The 14217-nt window shown below is 65.6% G+C and carries 17 protein-coding genes and 2 tRNA genes; 8 read left to right on the top strand and 11 right to left on the bottom strand.

The window, feature by feature from the left end; translation table 11 throughout:
* Window positions 1–121: 121 nt before the first annotated feature.
* From erpA to CR919_RS13425, 3 genes are read right to left on the bottom strand one after another with little or no spacing between them, the layout of a single operon-like run.
* Complete coding sequence (gene erpA, locus CR919_RS13435) at window positions 122–514, bottom strand: iron-sulfur cluster insertion protein ErpA (RefSeq protein ID WP_025874631.1); 393 nt, start codon at window positions 512–514, stop codon at window positions 122–124.
* 31 nt (window positions 515–545) lie between these two features.
* Complete coding sequence (locus tag CR919_RS13430; RefSeq protein ID WP_099820434.1) at window positions 546–1010, bottom strand: polymer-forming cytoskeletal protein; 465 nt, start codon at window positions 1008–1010, stop codon at window positions 546–548.
* A 4-nt stretch (window positions 1011–1014) separates the two neighbouring features.
* Window positions 1015–1758, bottom strand: a complete 744-nt coding sequence (locus CR919_RS13425) for a DUF6776 family protein (protein WP_099820433.1) — start codon at window positions 1756–1758, stop codon at window positions 1015–1017.
* A gap of 178 nt (window positions 1759–1936) precedes the next feature.
* Between CR919_RS13425 and CR919_RS13420 the strand changes: the two genes are divergently transcribed.
* Genes CR919_RS13420 through CR919_RS13410 form a run of 3 tightly spaced genes read left to right on the top strand, consistent with a single transcriptional unit; the run spans window position 1937 to window position 6699 of the window.
* On the top strand, window positions 1937–2554 hold the full coding sequence (locus tag CR919_RS13420) for a DUF4126 domain-containing protein (RefSeq protein WP_025874628.1): 618 nt from the start codon (window positions 1937–1939) through the stop codon (window positions 2552–2554).
* A 44-nt stretch (window positions 2555–2598) separates the two neighbouring features.
* Complete coding sequence (locus CR919_RS13415; RefSeq protein ID WP_099820432.1) at window positions 2599–4494, top strand: EAL domain-containing protein; 1896 nt, start codon at window positions 2599–2601, stop codon at window positions 4492–4494.
* Window positions 4495–6699 carry a hybrid sensor histidine kinase/response regulator gene (locus tag CR919_RS13410; protein WP_099820431.1) on the top strand — a complete coding sequence of 735 codons (2205 nt, stop codon included), beginning with the start codon at window positions 4495–4497 and terminating at the stop codon, window positions 6697–6699.
* Window position 6700: 1 nt separating this feature from the next.
* Here the strand turns inward: CR919_RS13410 and bfr are convergent, their stop codons facing one another.
* From bfr to CR919_RS13390, 4 genes are all read right to left on the bottom strand, one after another.
* Window positions 6701–7171, bottom strand: a complete 471-nt coding sequence (gene bfr / locus CR919_RS13405) for a bacterioferritin (protein WP_025874625.1) — start codon at window positions 7169–7171, stop codon at window positions 6701–6703.
* A 140-nt stretch (window positions 7172–7311) separates the two neighbouring features.
* Window positions 7312–7521, bottom strand: a complete 210-nt coding sequence (locus CR919_RS13400) for a bacterioferritin-associated ferredoxin (protein WP_089237360.1) — start codon at window positions 7519–7521, stop codon at window positions 7312–7314.
* A gap of 135 nt (window positions 7522–7656) precedes the next feature.
* Window positions 7657–7959: a hypothetical protein gene (locus tag CR919_RS13395; RefSeq protein WP_243380173.1), complete on the bottom strand. Its 303-nt coding sequence runs from the start codon at window positions 7957–7959 to the stop codon at window positions 7657–7659.
* Window positions 7956–8579, bottom strand: coding sequence for an RNA pyrophosphohydrolase (locus tag CR919_RS13390; RefSeq protein ID WP_025874624.1), 624 nt, complete (start codon window positions 8577–8579; stop codon window positions 7956–7958). The genes CR919_RS13395 and CR919_RS13390 overlap by 4 nt, the downstream gene beginning before the upstream one ends.
* Window positions 8580–8700: 121 nt before the next feature.
* On the opposite strand from CR919_RS13390, the gene CR919_RS13385 reads away from it, so the two are divergent.
* Window positions 8701–8777 (top strand) — tRNA-Met (locus tag CR919_RS13385).
* A 52-nt stretch (window positions 8778–8829) separates the two neighbouring features.
* A tRNA-Gln gene (locus CR919_RS13380) sits at window positions 8830–8903 on the top strand.
* 282 nt (window positions 8904–9185) lie between these two features.
* On the opposite strand, the gene rpsI is transcribed toward CR919_RS13380, so the two are convergent.
* Together rpsI and rplM are read right to left on the bottom strand one after the other, a co-directional pair.
* A complete protein-coding gene (gene rpsI, locus CR919_RS13375) occupies window positions 9186–9578 on the bottom strand; it encodes a 30S ribosomal protein S9 (RefSeq protein ID WP_005411311.1) in 393 nt (130 codons plus the stop codon).
* Between the two features lie 2 nt (window positions 9579–9580).
* Window positions 9581–10009 (bottom strand): 50S ribosomal protein L13, encoded by a 429-nt coding sequence (gene rplM / locus CR919_RS13370; protein ID WP_025874623.1) that lies wholly within the window; start codon window positions 10007–10009, stop codon window positions 9581–9583.
* A gap of 196 nt (window positions 10010–10205) precedes the next feature.
* On the opposite strand from rplM, the gene coq7 reads away from it, so the two are divergent.
* Window positions 10206–10850: a 2-polyprenyl-3-methyl-6-methoxy-1,4-benzoquinone monooxygenase gene (coq7, locus tag CR919_RS13365; protein ID WP_099820430.1), complete on the top strand. Its 645-nt coding sequence runs from the start codon at window positions 10206–10208 to the stop codon at window positions 10848–10850.
* A gap of 141 nt (window positions 10851–10991) precedes the next feature.
* Here coq7 and sugE read toward each other — a convergent pair whose 3' ends face one another.
* Together sugE and speD are read right to left on the bottom strand one after the other, a co-directional pair.
* The gene (gene sugE, locus CR919_RS13360) at window positions 10992–11312 is read right to left on the bottom strand and encodes a quaternary ammonium compound efflux SMR transporter SugE (protein WP_099820429.1); all 321 of its coding nucleotides are present in this window, start codon (window positions 11310–11312) and stop codon (window positions 10992–10994) included.
* A gap of 166 nt (window positions 11313–11478) precedes the next feature.
* Window positions 11479–12273, bottom strand: coding sequence for an adenosylmethionine decarboxylase (gene speD, locus CR919_RS13355; RefSeq protein ID WP_025874620.1), 795 nt, complete (start codon window positions 12271–12273; stop codon window positions 11479–11481).
* Window positions 12274–12423: 150 nt separating this feature from the next.
* Between speD and crp the strand changes: the two genes are divergently transcribed.
* Entirely contained in the window at window positions 12424–13113 is a 690-nt protein-coding gene (gene crp / locus CR919_RS13350) for a cAMP-activated global transcriptional regulator CRP (RefSeq protein WP_089238148.1), read from the top strand.
* Between the two features lie 137 nt (window positions 13114–13250).
* The gene (locus CR919_RS13345; RefSeq protein WP_099820428.1) at window positions 13251–14012 is read left to right on the top strand and encodes a sulfite exporter TauE/SafE family protein; all 762 of its coding nucleotides are present in this window, start codon (window positions 13251–13253) and stop codon (window positions 14010–14012) included.
* Window positions 14013–14217: the final 205 nt, after the last annotated feature.

Genomic DNA, 14217 nt, shown 5'->3' with positions numbered 1-14217 from the left:
CGATGCGGGTGGCAAGCCGCAGACGTTGCGGAAACCCGCTTATGGGTGCAGGAAAAGCCATCCACGCATGGCGTGGATCTACGGACGGCACCGCGCGGGGCGCATGCCCCACGCCCTGCAATTACATGCTGAAACTGCTGCCGCAGCCGCAGGTGGTCTTGGCATTCGGATTGCGGATCACGAACTGCGCACCGGTCAGGCTCTCGGTGTAATCCACCTCGGCGCCCATCAGGTACTGCAGGCTGAGCGGATCGACCAGCAGGGTGACCCCGCTGGTCTGCACCGCCAGGTCATCGCCGGCACGGTTCTCGTCGAACTCGAACCCGTACTGGAAGCCCGAACAACCGCCGCCCTCGATGTACACCCGCAACGACAGGTCGGGGTTGCCCTCGTCCTGGATCAGTTCCTTGACCTTGGCCGCAGCGGCTTCGGTGAAGTTCAGCGGCCGATCCAGCGACTGGTAGTCGGGGGCGGCGGCCGGCGTGGCGCCGGGGAGGGAGACGAGCGTGTTCATGGGCTCAGCATGGGGGCGCCGGCGATCGCTTTCAAGCCATCGCCTCGGCCAGCTTGCGGCGTGCGGCGGTGTCGCCCTTGCCGTCACCGGCTTCCCCGCTCTCCGGCGCTGGCAGGGCCTGCATCGGGGCGCTGGCATGGATCAGCCGGCCGTTCAGCTGGGCACCCGCGTTCATTTCCACCACCTGGTAATGAACGTTGCCGTTGACCCGGGCACTCGGGGTCAGTTCAACCTTCTCGGTGGCATGCACGTCGCCGTCCAAGCGGCCACTGATGACCACCACCTGGGCACGGATCTCACCCTCGATCACGCCATGCTCGGCGAGGGTCAGGGTCGCCGCGCTGGCGCCCTCCTGGGCGATCACCTTGCCGTGGATGCGACCTTCCACGTACAGGCCACCACTGAATTCCACATCGCCACGGATCACCACCTGGTTGCCGATCAGGGCATCCACCACCAGTTGGCCATCACGGCTCGATTTGCTGCTTCCGAACATCTGCCTACTCCCCTTTGCTGGCCGGTGCGCCGGCCTGTTTCCAGTCGAATACCTGCGTGGTGCCCCCCGCACCACTCCCCAATGTCACCTTCACCCGTTGCGGGGTGAAGTCAGCCGGCAGCATCACGCTGCCGGTGAGCTGCTGGAAGTACCGGAACGAGTAATCCTGTCCCGGCACCTTGCTGCGCTGGTGCAGCTCGTCCCAGCTGATGGTGGCCAGCTTGCCGTTCTTCACGCCTTCCACCGTGAAACGCATCTGCCCCTGGCTGATCGCGCCCCGGTTGAGGTTCTGGGTGAGCACCACGCTGTACTGCCAGGTGCCGGCCGATTCCGGGCTGAATTCAATCGAATGGGTGTTCAGACCCTTGCGCTGGCTGGTCGAGCCCACCAGGCGTTCGTAGAAGGCGACGTCAGCGCGCAGGCCGGCGATCTCTTCATCGCGCTCGGCCAGCGAAGACTGCACTTCGTTGTTGGCGGCGCGGCTGATGCGGTCGGACGCTTCCAGCGTGGCCTGCTTCTGCTGCAACTCGGTCAGCTGGGTCTGCAGGGTATCGGCGCGCTTCTCGGCCGCCTGCACGCGCTGGCCCTGTTCACCGCGCGGCGCGCCCAGCCAGCAGCCACCCAGCACCGCAAGCACCAGGCTCAGCAGCCAGATGCCCGCGATCACCAGCAGGCGACGGCGGTCGGCGGGGGGTTGCGGCGCACCGGGAAGGCGGACCTGCACACGCATGGGAGGGCGGTTGTTCATGGGTAGTCTCCGTGGCATCGCAGTGGCGACGCCAGTACGGCCCCTGGGGCAAACGACGGGCTAGTGTATGACAGGAACGGCAGGTTTCCCCCGTGCCGGCCGGCAGCGGGCGGTGGCATTCAGCCACTCCATCGTCGATAGTGTGGCACCCCGCACAGTTCCGCCGCCGGAGCCCGCCATGACCGAAGCCCACCTGTTCGTGATCGGCATCCTGCTGGCCTGGCTGGCCGGCATCCGCGTCTACCTCACCGTCTTCGGGGTCGGCATTGCCGGCCTGCTCGGCTGGGTCGACCTGCCGCCGGCGCTGCAGGCCACCGAATCGTGGTGGGTGCTGGGCACATCGGCGGCGCTGGCCATCGCCGAATTCTTCGCGGACAAGATTCCCGGCGTGGATTCCGCCTGGGACCTGGTGCAGACACTTGCGCGCGTGCCCGCCGGTGCCTTCCTTGCGGCAGCGACACTGTCGCCCGATGGCGACCTGGGCACCGGTGCACTGGTGGCCGGCGCGGGCGTTGCACTGGCCAGCCACGGCCTGAAGGCTGGCACCCGCGCCCTGCTCAACACCTCACCGGAACCGGCCAGCAACTGGGTCGCTTCTGCAGCCGAAGATACCGTGGTGATCGGCGGGCTGGCGCTCGCGCTGGCGCATCCATGGATCGCGCTGGTGGTGGTGCTGGCCTGCAGCCTGGCCGGTGCACTGCTGGTCTGGCTGGTCTGGCGCACCTTGTGGAAAAGCGTGCGCTGGTTGGCACGTGGCGGCAGCGACGACGGACAACGGCAACCGCGTACCGGCTGATCGGCAGGCTTGTCGCATAATGGCCGCGAACACCAGGAGCATCGATGGCCGCAAACGAATCCGCCGCGGGCCCCCGCCCGGGACGCGCTGAAACCCCTCCGGCCGATCATTGGCAACGTTGGGCCGCCCCCTTGGCTGCGGCGACGCCTGCCGAGGCAGTACCGGCAATGCAACAGGCATCCACCCTGTCAGCACCCAGCGACGGTACCCGGCTGGCTGCTCCGCCGCCCCTGCCCTCCACCGCGACACTGCCGGAGGCCGGCAACAGTGACATGGCGCCTGTCGACGCCGACTCGCCCTACCGCGTGCTGATCGTAGAAGACGACCGTGCCCAGGCACTGTTCGCGCAGAGCGTGCTGCACGGCGCCGGCATGCAGGCGATCGTGCTTGGCGACGCCGATGGCGTGCAGCAGGCCATCCGCGAGCAACGCCCGGACCTGATCCTGATGGATCTGCACCTGCCCGGGCTGGATGGCATGCGGCTGACCGCGATGATCCGCCAGCAGCCCGGCATGCAGTTGCTGCCGATCGTGTTCCTCAGCGGAGACCCGGACCCGGAGCGCCAGTTCGAGGTGCTCGACTGCGGCGCCGACGATTACCTGAGCAAGCCGATCCGGCCGCGCCACCTGATTGCCGCGGTGGCCAACCGCATCCGCCGCGCACGCGCGCAGGCCGCGACCCTGCCGGGTGCCAACGGCGCACCGGCCACCAGCAATCCGGAAACCGGGCTCCCCACGCGCCACCACGTGCTGCAGCAGCTCAACGCAACGCTTGCCCAGCACGAACGCGGTGGCGTGTTCTTCGTGGAAATCTCCAGCGCGTTGGGGCTGCGCGAGCGCTACGGCTACGCGGCCTTCGAGCGGCTGATGGTGCAGGCCGGGCAACGTCTTGCCGAAGCTGGCCATCCGCACCTGTTGGCACGCCTGAATGACAACAGCTTCCTGCTGCTGGCGCGCAACACCGATGAGGACAGCCTGGAAGCGATTGCCGGCACCCTGCGCGAGCAGTTGTCCGCGCGCGCCTTCGTGATCCGCGACGACGAGTCGGTGCACCTGCGTGGTGTGGTCGGCTACGCGCCGCTGTCGCCGGGTTTCGACGATGCCAACAGCGCCCTGGAAGCGGTCGAACGCACCACCCTGCAAGCGCGCCTGCTCAGCGCCGGCGTGGCCGGCCACGTGCATCGCCAGGTGACCACCGAGCAGGAGCACCTGGCGCTGCTGGAAGGCCAGCTGGAGCTCGCTTACCAGCCGATCGTCGCCGTCGCCGGCGGCAGCAGCGCGCAGTACCAGCTGCTGCTGCGCCTGCGCCGGGCCGATGGCAGCGTGCTGACCGCCGGCCAGGTGATTCCCGCAGCCGAAGCCGCCGGCCGCATCGCCGATCTTGACCAGCAGGTACTGGAGCATGCGATGGGCCTGCTCGACCTGTATCGCCACGCCACCCAGCCGCTGAACCTGTTCGTCTCGCAGTCGCTGCGCACCCTGCAGCGCGATGCGTTCGCCGACTGGCTGCTGGAATCGCTGCAGCAACGCCGCCTGCCCGGCAGCGCGCTGGTGATCGACGTGCGCCTGCCCGATGCGCTGATCCACACCGTGCCGTTGCAGCAGTTCTGCCAGCGCATGGCCAGCGTCGGCGTGCGCTTCTGCCTGAGCCAGTTCGAACCGGGCAGCGAAGCGCTTGCCCTGCTCACCCAGCTGCCGCTGTCGTTCGTGCGCATGGCCGCACGTTTTTCCAGCAGCAACTCCAACCCGGATACGCGCGAAGAACTGCGCCGATCGATCGAGCAGGCGCATGCCGCCGGCCTGCAGATCATCGGCCAGCAGATCGAGGATCCGCAGGCAGCGGCCGCGATGTGGGTCGGTGGTGTCGATTACATCCAGGGCAACATGGTGCAGTCGGCCGGCAGCGACCTGAACTTCGACTTCCACAACGCGGTGCTCTGAGTGTCATCGACGGTCGCGCTGCTGGCGGCGTTGGCACTGGCCATCATCGCCCTGCTGGTACTGGGCCTGCGATTGCGTTCGCGCAGTCACGCGCTGGCGGCACTGCAGCGCGACCGCATCACCCTGACCAGCGAGCGCGACCAGCTGCGGCGCACCACCGAGCGCCAGGGGCAGCTGGAACATCAGCTGCTGCAGGCCAAGCAGGCCGCCGAAGCCGCCGTGCTGGCCAAGGGCGAGTTCCTGGCCACCATGAGCCACGAGATCCGCACGCCGCTCAACGGCATCCTGCCGATGCTGGAGCTGATCGCCCGTGGTCCGCTCGGCGAGGACCAGCGGCAGATGCTGGCCACTGCCTCGGCCAGCTCGCAGCAGCTGCTGCGCATCGTCGATGACATCCTCGATTACTCGCGACTGGAAGCACAGGCACTGGAACTGGAGATCACCAGCTTCAACCTGCGCGAACTGCTCGACGGTGTGGTGCAGCTGCTGCAGCGTGCCGCCGAAACCAAGGGCCTGACGCTGAGCCTGCAACTGGATCCGGCCGTGCGCCTGCCGGTACGCGGCGACCCGGTGCGCCTGCGCCAGGTACTGGGCAACCTGCTGGCCAATGCCATCAAGTTCACCGCACGTGGCCAGGTGCAGCTGCGCGTGCAGCGGCTGGGCGAAGGCCCCGCCCAGCACCAGCTGCGTTTTGAAGTGATCGACACCGGCATCGGCATCGATGAGGCCCAGCAGGCGCGGCTGTTCCAGTCCTTCAGCCAGGCCGACGCGTCGACCACACGCATCTACGGTGGCACCGGCCTGGGCCTGGCCATCTGCAAGCGCATCACCGACCTGATGCAGGGTGACATCGGCGTACGGTCCACGCCGGGACAGGGTGCAACGTTCTGGTTTGAAATACCGCTGTTGAAGGTCCCCGGCGATCTGCCGGCGCTGGCACGTTCGCCGACAGCGCTGCTGCTGTACACCGCCGATGCACAGCTGCAGCCACGCATCGAACGCGTCGCCGCGCACCATGGCCTGCAGGTACAGCTGCTGGCCAGTATTGATGAGGCCATGGAACGTCTGCGCGCAGCACCACGCCCGGGCCAGAGCACACCGGCATGGCTGCTGATCGACGCGCGCCAACGCCGCAATGGCGAGGCGGCCCTGCAGCGGGCCCTGGCCGAGCGCGGTGCCGACGACACGCTGCAGGTGCTGTGGCTGCAGGACGATCCGGTCACGCTGCGGCCGCGCCAGCAGCAGCTGCACAGCACCTTCACTGATGCCGCCCTGCACGCGCTGCTGGCGCAGCCAACCGCCACCGCACGTCCGGCAGCGCTGCTGGCCAATGCCGAAGACGCACAGCCGGCGGCCACGCTGCCGTCATTGGATCTGCGTGTCCTGCTGGTCGAGGACAACACGGTCAACCGGATGGTGGCCGAGCACCTGCTACGTGTCTTCCAGTGCCAGGTGCGCAACGCCGCCGACGGCGAGCAGGCCCTCGCACTGTTGCGCGAAGGTGGGATCGACGTCGTGCTGATGGACTGCCAGATGCCGGTGCTCGATGGTTACAGCGCAACACAGCGCTGGCGCAGGGAAGAAGCCGATGCGGGCCGCACGCGGCTGCCGATCATCGCGATGACTGCGAACGCCATGGCCGGTGATCGCGAACGCTGTCTGCAGGCGGGCATGGACGATTACCTGTCCAAGCCGATCGCGCGCGAAACGCTGCATGCCTTGCTGCAGCGTTGGGGCCGGATATCCGCGGATCGCGGACATGCAGCGCTGCCGGAACCCGTGGAACTCCCCGCAACGACGAGCATGCGTGACGGCGAGAGCCCGCGTGATGAAGGAGCACGTTCGACCCCGACTCCCCAGCCGGTGCTTGATCGCAGCGTGCTGGATGAACTGCACGCGGTGATCGGCGATGCCGCTGCACAGATCGTGGCGGTGTTCCTGGAAGACGCACCGCAGCTGGTGCAGCAGTTGCAGCAGGCAGCGCAGGGCAACGACATAGAGCGCCTGCAGGCGCTGTCGCACAGCCTGAAATCCTCCAGCGCCAACGTCGGCGCGCTGTCGCTGTCAGCAGTGGCGCGGCGGATCGAACACGAAGCCCGCAGTGGCAGCCTGCAGCGCCCCGCCGTGGCAGTAGCGCTGCTGGTGGCGGAGTTCGCCCGCGCGCGCGTGGCGCTGACCGGCTACCTCGCCGGCCAGGCACGCTGAATCATTCTTCGAGCTTGCTCAGCAGGTACTTCGGCTCACCGATGCGCTCGATCAGCTCCAGCTGGGTTTCCAGCCAGTCGATGTGCTCTTCTTCGGAGTCGAGGATCTTCACGAACAGCTGGCGGCTGACGTAGTCGCCGACCGAATCGGCGTAGGCCACGGCCTCGCGCAGGGTGACCACGCCATCGCGTTCCAGCGACAGATCGCACTGCAGGATCTCGGTCGGGTTCTCACCGATGCGCAGCTTGCCCAGCGCCTGGAAGTTCGGCAGGCCTTCGAGGAACAGGATGCGATCGGCGAGCATGTCGGCATGCTTCATTTCCTCGATCGATTCCTTGTACTCGTGTTCGGCCAGTTCCTTGATGCCCCAGTTCTTCAGCATCTTGGCGTGCAGGAAGTACTGGTTGATCGCGGTCAGCTCGTTGTAGAGGACCTTGTTGAGGAATTCGATGACCTTGGTGTCGCCCTTCATGGGGATGCTCCTGCACGCTGAAATCGCGGGCACTGTAACGCCTTGCGCGCGCGCGTGAAGGAACGCGAATCGTGCGCATTGGCCAGTGCGGCCAGCAATGAATATCAGGAGAGCGCGGCGTCAACGCGCCGCGAAACGACTCAGGCGACCTGCGCCAGACCCAGTACCGGCAGCGGCAGATCGTGGGTGGCACGCGCCTTGGCCAGCAGGTCGCCGGCCATGTCCAGGCAGGAACCGCAGGTGGCGCCGCATCCGGTACGCATGGTCAACTCGGCCACCGACGTTACGCCATGACTGGCGGCTTCGCGGATCTGGTGGTCGGTAACACCGTTGCAGATGCAGACGTACACAGGCGGGAACCAGGGCAGCAGGCCAGTAGCGGCCTGGTCGCTATTCCAATGGAAACGAGAATGGTTGTCAATCAGAGACCTGAACCATTCTCGATACGGTTCAGCGTCCCGCCGAACCGGCCCGCCATGAGGGGGCTACAGACGCAGCAGCGCTAGCGTCAGCACCGGTGCACTGAAGAAGACGATCAGCCACTGCACGCCCCCGCCTGCCGCTCTCAGCCGCAGCAGGTGGTCCGCCAGCAACAGCGCACCTGCACAGGTCGCGAAGGCGAGGCACGCCCCCAGCGCAAGCGGCATCCATGCGAGGTCGCCGAGAACCACCACGCTCAACAACAGCCAGGGGAGGCTTGCCAGGCGGACAACCAGTCCTTGCCGGAAATAGCCGGCAGCGCTGCGTTGCGACCGATCGCCCTGCTTGTTGCGCAGCCTGCGCGTCAAACCGCCCCCGGTTCACCCTTGGCTTTCCGCGGCCAGTACCCGCCGCGCATGGGTGTGCGCTTCCTGGGCCTGTCATGGCCGGCGGCGTGGCCTGGCATCCAGGCTTCGGCAGCGCTCTTGGGCATGGCACTGATGCCCTGCCCCGCCACCCCCTGGGCCAACGGCGCCAGATGTCGCAGCGCGCGCGCATAGACGCCACGCTTGAACACCACCACATGCTCCACCGGATACCAGAAGTCGACCCAGCGCCAATGATCGAACTCGGGCGAGTCGGTATGGTCCAGGCTGACGTGCGCCTCGTCACCGGTCAGGCGCAGCAGGAACCAGACCTGCTTCTGGCCGATGCAGACCTGGCGTTCATTACGGCGGATGGCCCGCGCCGGCAGCTTGTAACGCAGCCAGCCCGGTGTCGCCCCAAGCACTTCAACGTGCTCCGGCAACAGCCCGGTCTCTTCCTGCAGTTCACGATACATGGCCTCGACAGGCGTCTCGTCGGTGTTCATGCCACCCTGCGGGAACTGCCAGCCATCCCGGCGCACACGTCGTGCCCAGAACACCTGCCCGTCCTGCCGCATCAGCACGATGCCGACGTTCGGTCGATAGCCGTCCGGATCGATCACGATGCGGACTCCTAAGAAAATCTACTGGTTGGGACTATCCCATGCCGTCTGTCGGGCCACAAGCACGATACAAAGGTGTTGACAGTCCTTGTACACATCAGCAGAATAGCGGGCTCACCAAGGCTATGTAGCTCAGCCGGTTAGAGCACAGCACTCATAATGCTGGGGTCGGTGGTTCGAGTCCACCCATAGCCACCACGTTGAAGTTGTTTTTCAATGTGAAAAGTGAGAAAATAGTTACACGTTACATTGCCCCTTAGCCAAGCGGTAAGGCACCTGACTCTGACTCAGGCATCGGTGGTTCGAATCCATCAGGGGCAGCCAAATTAAATGCAAAAGGCCAGATCGAAAGATCTGGCCTTTTGCGTTTAATCTGGTCACGCATTTCACCTTATCCCTGCGCCTGTCGGCGCACCCCCTTGAACATCAAGGGGCCTCTCCTCCAGACAGAACTCCGGGGTCGGGTATGCGGAACCACGAGGAGCGCTGGCCGCTGGCCGGCAACCTCGAAATGCGCAGCCCCAGAACGACAAAAGCCCGGCCGAAGCCGGGCTTTTGCTTTTCCAGCCAGCGGGCTCCCGAGGGAGCCCAACCAGGCGCGGCAGATCAGCGCTTGGAGAACTGGGTGGCGCGGCGGGCCTTGTGCAGACCGACCTTCTTACGTTCGACTTCGCGGGCGTCGCGGGTCATGAAGCCAGCCTTGCGCAACTCGGACTTCAGGGTTTCGTCGTACTCGACCAGAGCACGGGCGATGCCCAGACGGATCGCACCGGCCTGGCCGGTGGTGCCGCCGCCAGCGGCGGTGACCAGGATGTCGAAGCTCTCGGTGTTCTTGGTCAGCTCGAGCGGCTGGCGCACGATCATGCGAGCGGTCTCACGGCCGAAGAACTCGTCCAGCGGACGGCCATTGACGGTGATGTTGCCCGAACCCTTGCGCAGGAACACGCGAGCGGTGGAGGACTTGCGGCGGCCAGTGCCGTAGTTTTGAGTGATAGCCATGATTAGATATCCAGAACCTGCGGCTGCTGTGCGGCGTGCGGATGCTCAGTGCCGGCGTAGACCTTGAGCTTGCGGTACATCTGGCGACCCAGCGTGCCCTTCGGCAGCATGCCCTTGACGGCGGTCTCGATCACGCGCTCCGGGTGGCGCTCAAGCGCCTGGGCGAGGGATTCGGTCTTCAGGTTGCCGATGTAACCGGTGAAACGGTGATACATCTTGTCCTGCAGCTTCTTGCCGGTGACGACAATCTTTTCTGCATTGATGACGACCAGGTAGTCGCCGGTATCAACGTGCGGGGTGTAGACCGGCTTGTGCTTGCCACGCAGACGGCGGGCCAGCTCGGTGCAGAGACGGCCCAGGGTCTTGCCCTCGGCGTCGACGAGGTACCAGTCGCGCTGGACGGTCTCGTTCTTGGCAGTGAAAGTGCTCATGAAGAACTCTTGGTTAGGTCGGGCTCATTGCGGCGAAGGACTCGCCGGAACTCTGCCACGCGTTGTGAAAGGTGGAGCGTAAGGGGCGGCATTGTACGCAGCTTGGCTGGCGGGTGCAACCCGGCTTGCGCCCCGGGTTGGCAGGGGGCCGGGGCCGGGCGAGAATCGGGCCTCCCCCGCTCCACGCCGTGCCGCCATGACCGTGCTTCGCCAGACCACTCCGCTGGACCACCTGCTGACCGAGGCGCAGCGCGCCCTGGACACGGTGTTCGGCAACCCGCCGGCCAGCCGCCCCTATCCGGCCACGGACACCGGCGAGCCCGGCATGGACAGCGCGCAGCGTCGCCACGCGGCCGGGCTGATGCGTATCAACCATGTCGGCGAGGTCTGCGCCCAGGGCCTGTACTTCGGCCAGGCCGCGGTGGCGCGCGATCAGGCGACCCGCGAGCATCTGCTGGAGGCGGCCCAGGAAGAGACCGATCACCTGGCGTGGTGCGCCACCCGTCTGGGCGAGCTGGACAGCCGCCCGAGCCTGTTCAATCCGCTCTGGTACGCCGGCAGCTACACCATCGGCACCCTGGCCGGGCTGCGTGGCGATGGCTGGAACCTGGGTTTCGTGGTCGAGACCGAGCGCCAGGTGGAAGCCCATCTGGACGAACACCTGGTCGACCTGCCGGCCGGCGATCTGCGCAGCCGCGCGGTCATCCGGGTGATGAAGGAAGACGAGGCCCGGCATGCCGAGCATGCGGAGCAGGCCGGCGCCCGCCGCCTGCCGTTCCCGATCCCCGGCGCGATGGCGCTGGCCTCCAAGGTGATGAAGACCATTGCCTACCGCATTTGAGGGGGAGCCCCCACCAACGGTGGGTGCCTACCAAAGCACACGGTGGGGCCCTACCCAACCACACGGTTGGGGCCTACCGCACCAGGCGGTGCGGGTCTGGCGCACCAGGCGGTGGGGCCCGACCGTTGGTCGGGCCACCCTTCAATTCGGTGACACCAGCTTCAGGCCGATGACGCCGGCCACGATCAGGCCCACGCAGGCCAGGCGTGCCGGCGAGGCGCTGTCGTTGAACAGATAGATGCCCAGCACCGTCACGCCCAAGGCGCCGATACCGGTCCAGATCGCATAGGCCGTGCCGACCGGAATGTTCTTCATCGCCTGGCTCATGAGGTACAGGCTGATCAGGGCCGACACCACCGTCAGGGCGGTCGGCACGGGTTTGCTGAAACCTTCGGAGTACTTCATTCCAAGGGCGAATCCGATCTCGAACAGACCGGCCAGCAGCAGATAGATCCAGGGCATGGGTGGGGGCTCCTTACCTTTTTTGAGAAAAACGAAACGGCCCGGTGTTTTCACACCGGGCCGTAGGTCGGTACATCGCCGTGGAACTGAAGATTGCGCCAAGCGCAGGCTCCACGGGGCGGGGCGTCCCGCCTGGGTGGCGATGCCTCACGGCATCGCACAGGGGTCACTCAGCCAGGTTGCGGCCGTGGAACAGCTCTTCGATCTCACGACGCAGCAGCGCTTCGATCTTCATGCGTTCCTTGAACGAGATGTTCTTGGCCTTCTCCTCGAACAGGTACTGGTCCAGGTCGAAGTCCTTCAGGTGCATCTTCGTGTGGAAGATGTTTTCCTGGTAGACGTTGACGTCGAACATCTCGTAACGCGACTTGATGTTCTTGGCCAGGAAGTTCTGGATCGAGTTGATCTTGTGATCGATGTAGTGCTTCTTGCCCTTCACATCACGCGTGAAGCCACGGACACGGTAGTCCATGATCACGATGTCCGATTCCAGGCTCTCGATCAGGTAGTTCAGTGCCTTCAACGGCGAAATGACGCCGCAGGTAGCCACGTCGATATCGGCGCGGAAGGTGGCAATGCCTTCCTGCGGGTGCGTTTCCGGATAGGTGTGCACGGTGATGTGCGACTTGTCCATGTGCGCGACCACGGCATCGGAAATCAACTCCTTGCCGGCCTGCTTCTTGTCGATCACCGGCTCTTCGGAGATCAGGATCGTCACCGAGGCACCCTGCGGATCGTAATCCTGGCGCGCCACGTTGAGGATGTTGGCGCCGATGATCTCAGCGACATCGGTCAAGATTTGAGTAAGCCTGTCGGCGTTGTACTCTTCATCGATGTATTCAATGTAACGCTGACGCTCCTCTTCGGTGCGCGCGTAACACACGTCATAGATGTTGAAGCTCAGCGCCTTGGTGAGGTTGTTGAAACCCTGCAACCTCAGGCGAGGCAACGGCTTGACCACGGCGGTCGATTCCTGTGTAAGAAGGGAAAGGGGGAATTATGCGGCATAAGTGTCTCCAGGGGGAACGTGAAGACGCTCAGGTTCTGGCACACTGTTTGCCCTTAACAATTGCGCTGGTTAAGCTCCGCTATCGACCCCGTGAATCCGTTCATGCGCAGAGGGAGCGCCCCTATCGTGTCAACCGTGCGCCTAGCTAGCAGCCCATTGGCCTTGGACATCGCAACAATCGACCGCTTCCTGGCACACAGCCACAGGCGGCGCTATCCCACCCGTACCGACGTCTTCCGACCCGGTGACCCGGCAGGCACCCTGTATTACGTCATCAGCGGCTCGGTTTCGATCATGGCCGAGGAGGAAGAGGACCGTGAACTGGTGCTGGGCTATTTCGGCGCCGGTGAGTTCGTCGGCGAGATGGGCCTGTTCGTGGAGTCGGACCGCCGCGAGGTGATCCTGCGTACCCGCACCGCGTGTGAGCTGGCCGAAATCAGCTACGAGCGCCTGCATCAGCTGTTCCTCGGCCCGCTGTCGGCCGATGCCCCGCGCCTGCTGTACGCGCTGGGCCAGCAGATCTCCAAGCGCCTGCTGGACACCAGCCGCAAGGCCAGCCGTCTGGCCTTCCTGGATGTCACCGACCGTATCGTGCGCACGCTGCACGATCTGGCGCAGGAACCGGAGTCGATGACGCATCCGCAGGGCAGCCAGCTGCGCGTCTCACGCCAGGAACTGGCCCGTCTGGTCGGTTGCTCGCGCGAAATGGCCGGCCGGGTGCTGAAGAAGCTGCAGACCGACGGCCTGCTGCACGCCCGCGGCAAGACCGTGGTGCTGTACGGCACCCGTTGACCACCCGGTGTCCGCCGGGCATGGCCCGGCGCTGCCACAAGACCTCCACCGATAGCGCCGGGCCATGCCCGGCGGATCGCCGTACGTGCGACGTACCATCGCATGTCCCGCACACCCGCTTCCGCTAGGCTCGATCCATGGAGCTGAGCAGTGAATTCTGGTGGTTCATCCTTATCGGCCTCGGCGCACAGCTGGTCGATGGTGCGCTGGGCATGGCATTCGGGCTGGTTTCTTCCTCAGTGCTGCTCAGCATGGGGCTGCCTCCCGCACAGGTCAGCGCCAGCGTGCATACCGCTGAAGTGTTCACCACCGGGGCCTCCGGTGTGTCGCATCTGGTCGCCGGCAATGTCGACAAGCGCCTGTTCTTCCGCCTCGCCCTGCCCGGCGCCCTGGGCGGCGCACTCGGCGCGTATGTGCTGACACAGGTCCCTGGCGACCTGATCCGCCCACTGATCTACCTGTACCTGCTGGTGCTGGCCATCATCATCCTGGCGCGCGCTGCGGGGCGCTGGATGCCCAAGGGCGAGATCCGACGGGTGCCGGTACTGGGATTCTTTGCTGGCCTGCTCGATGCCAGCGGCGGCGGCGGCTGGGGCCCGGTGGCGACCTCCACCCTGCTCGCCCGTGGTGGCCTGGCACGGACCACGATCGGCACGGTGAACGCTGCGGAATTCGTGGTCACGCTGACGGTATCAGCGACCTTCCTGCTGTCGATGGGGGTGCAGCACCTGCAGATCGTCGCCGGCCTGCTGATCGGCGGCATGATGGCCGCGCCGGTGGCGGCGGTGCTGGTGAAGCGGGTGAAGGAACGCTGGGTGCTGGTCGCGGTGGGCGTGCTGGTGCTGGGCATCAGCCTGTTCCAGGTGGGCCATGCCGTGTTCGGGTACCTGTACCGCTGAGGCATCCCCCGTAGAGCCGAGATCCTATGTTTGTGGTCAAGCCTGCTGGAAGCAGGCTTGACCCACTTTCAGCATGGCTGGATCAAAGTCCCGACCGCTCTTGAAGACGCCCCAGGCGATCTTGGCCAGCTTTCTGGCCAGGATGTTGAAGCTGGCGGTACTGCTGTGGCCGCGTTCGCGGATGGCCGTGTAAAGGGGTTTGCCG

It is taken from the genome of Stenotrophomonas sp. LMG 10879 (assembly GCF_002750935.1).
Classification (GTDB): Bacteria; Pseudomonadota; Gammaproteobacteria; order Xanthomonadales; family Xanthomonadaceae; genus Stenotrophomonas; species Stenotrophomonas lactitubi_B.
The sequence above is the reverse complement of the archived record's forward strand: the minus strand, read 5'-3'. Positions and strand labels throughout refer to the sequence as shown.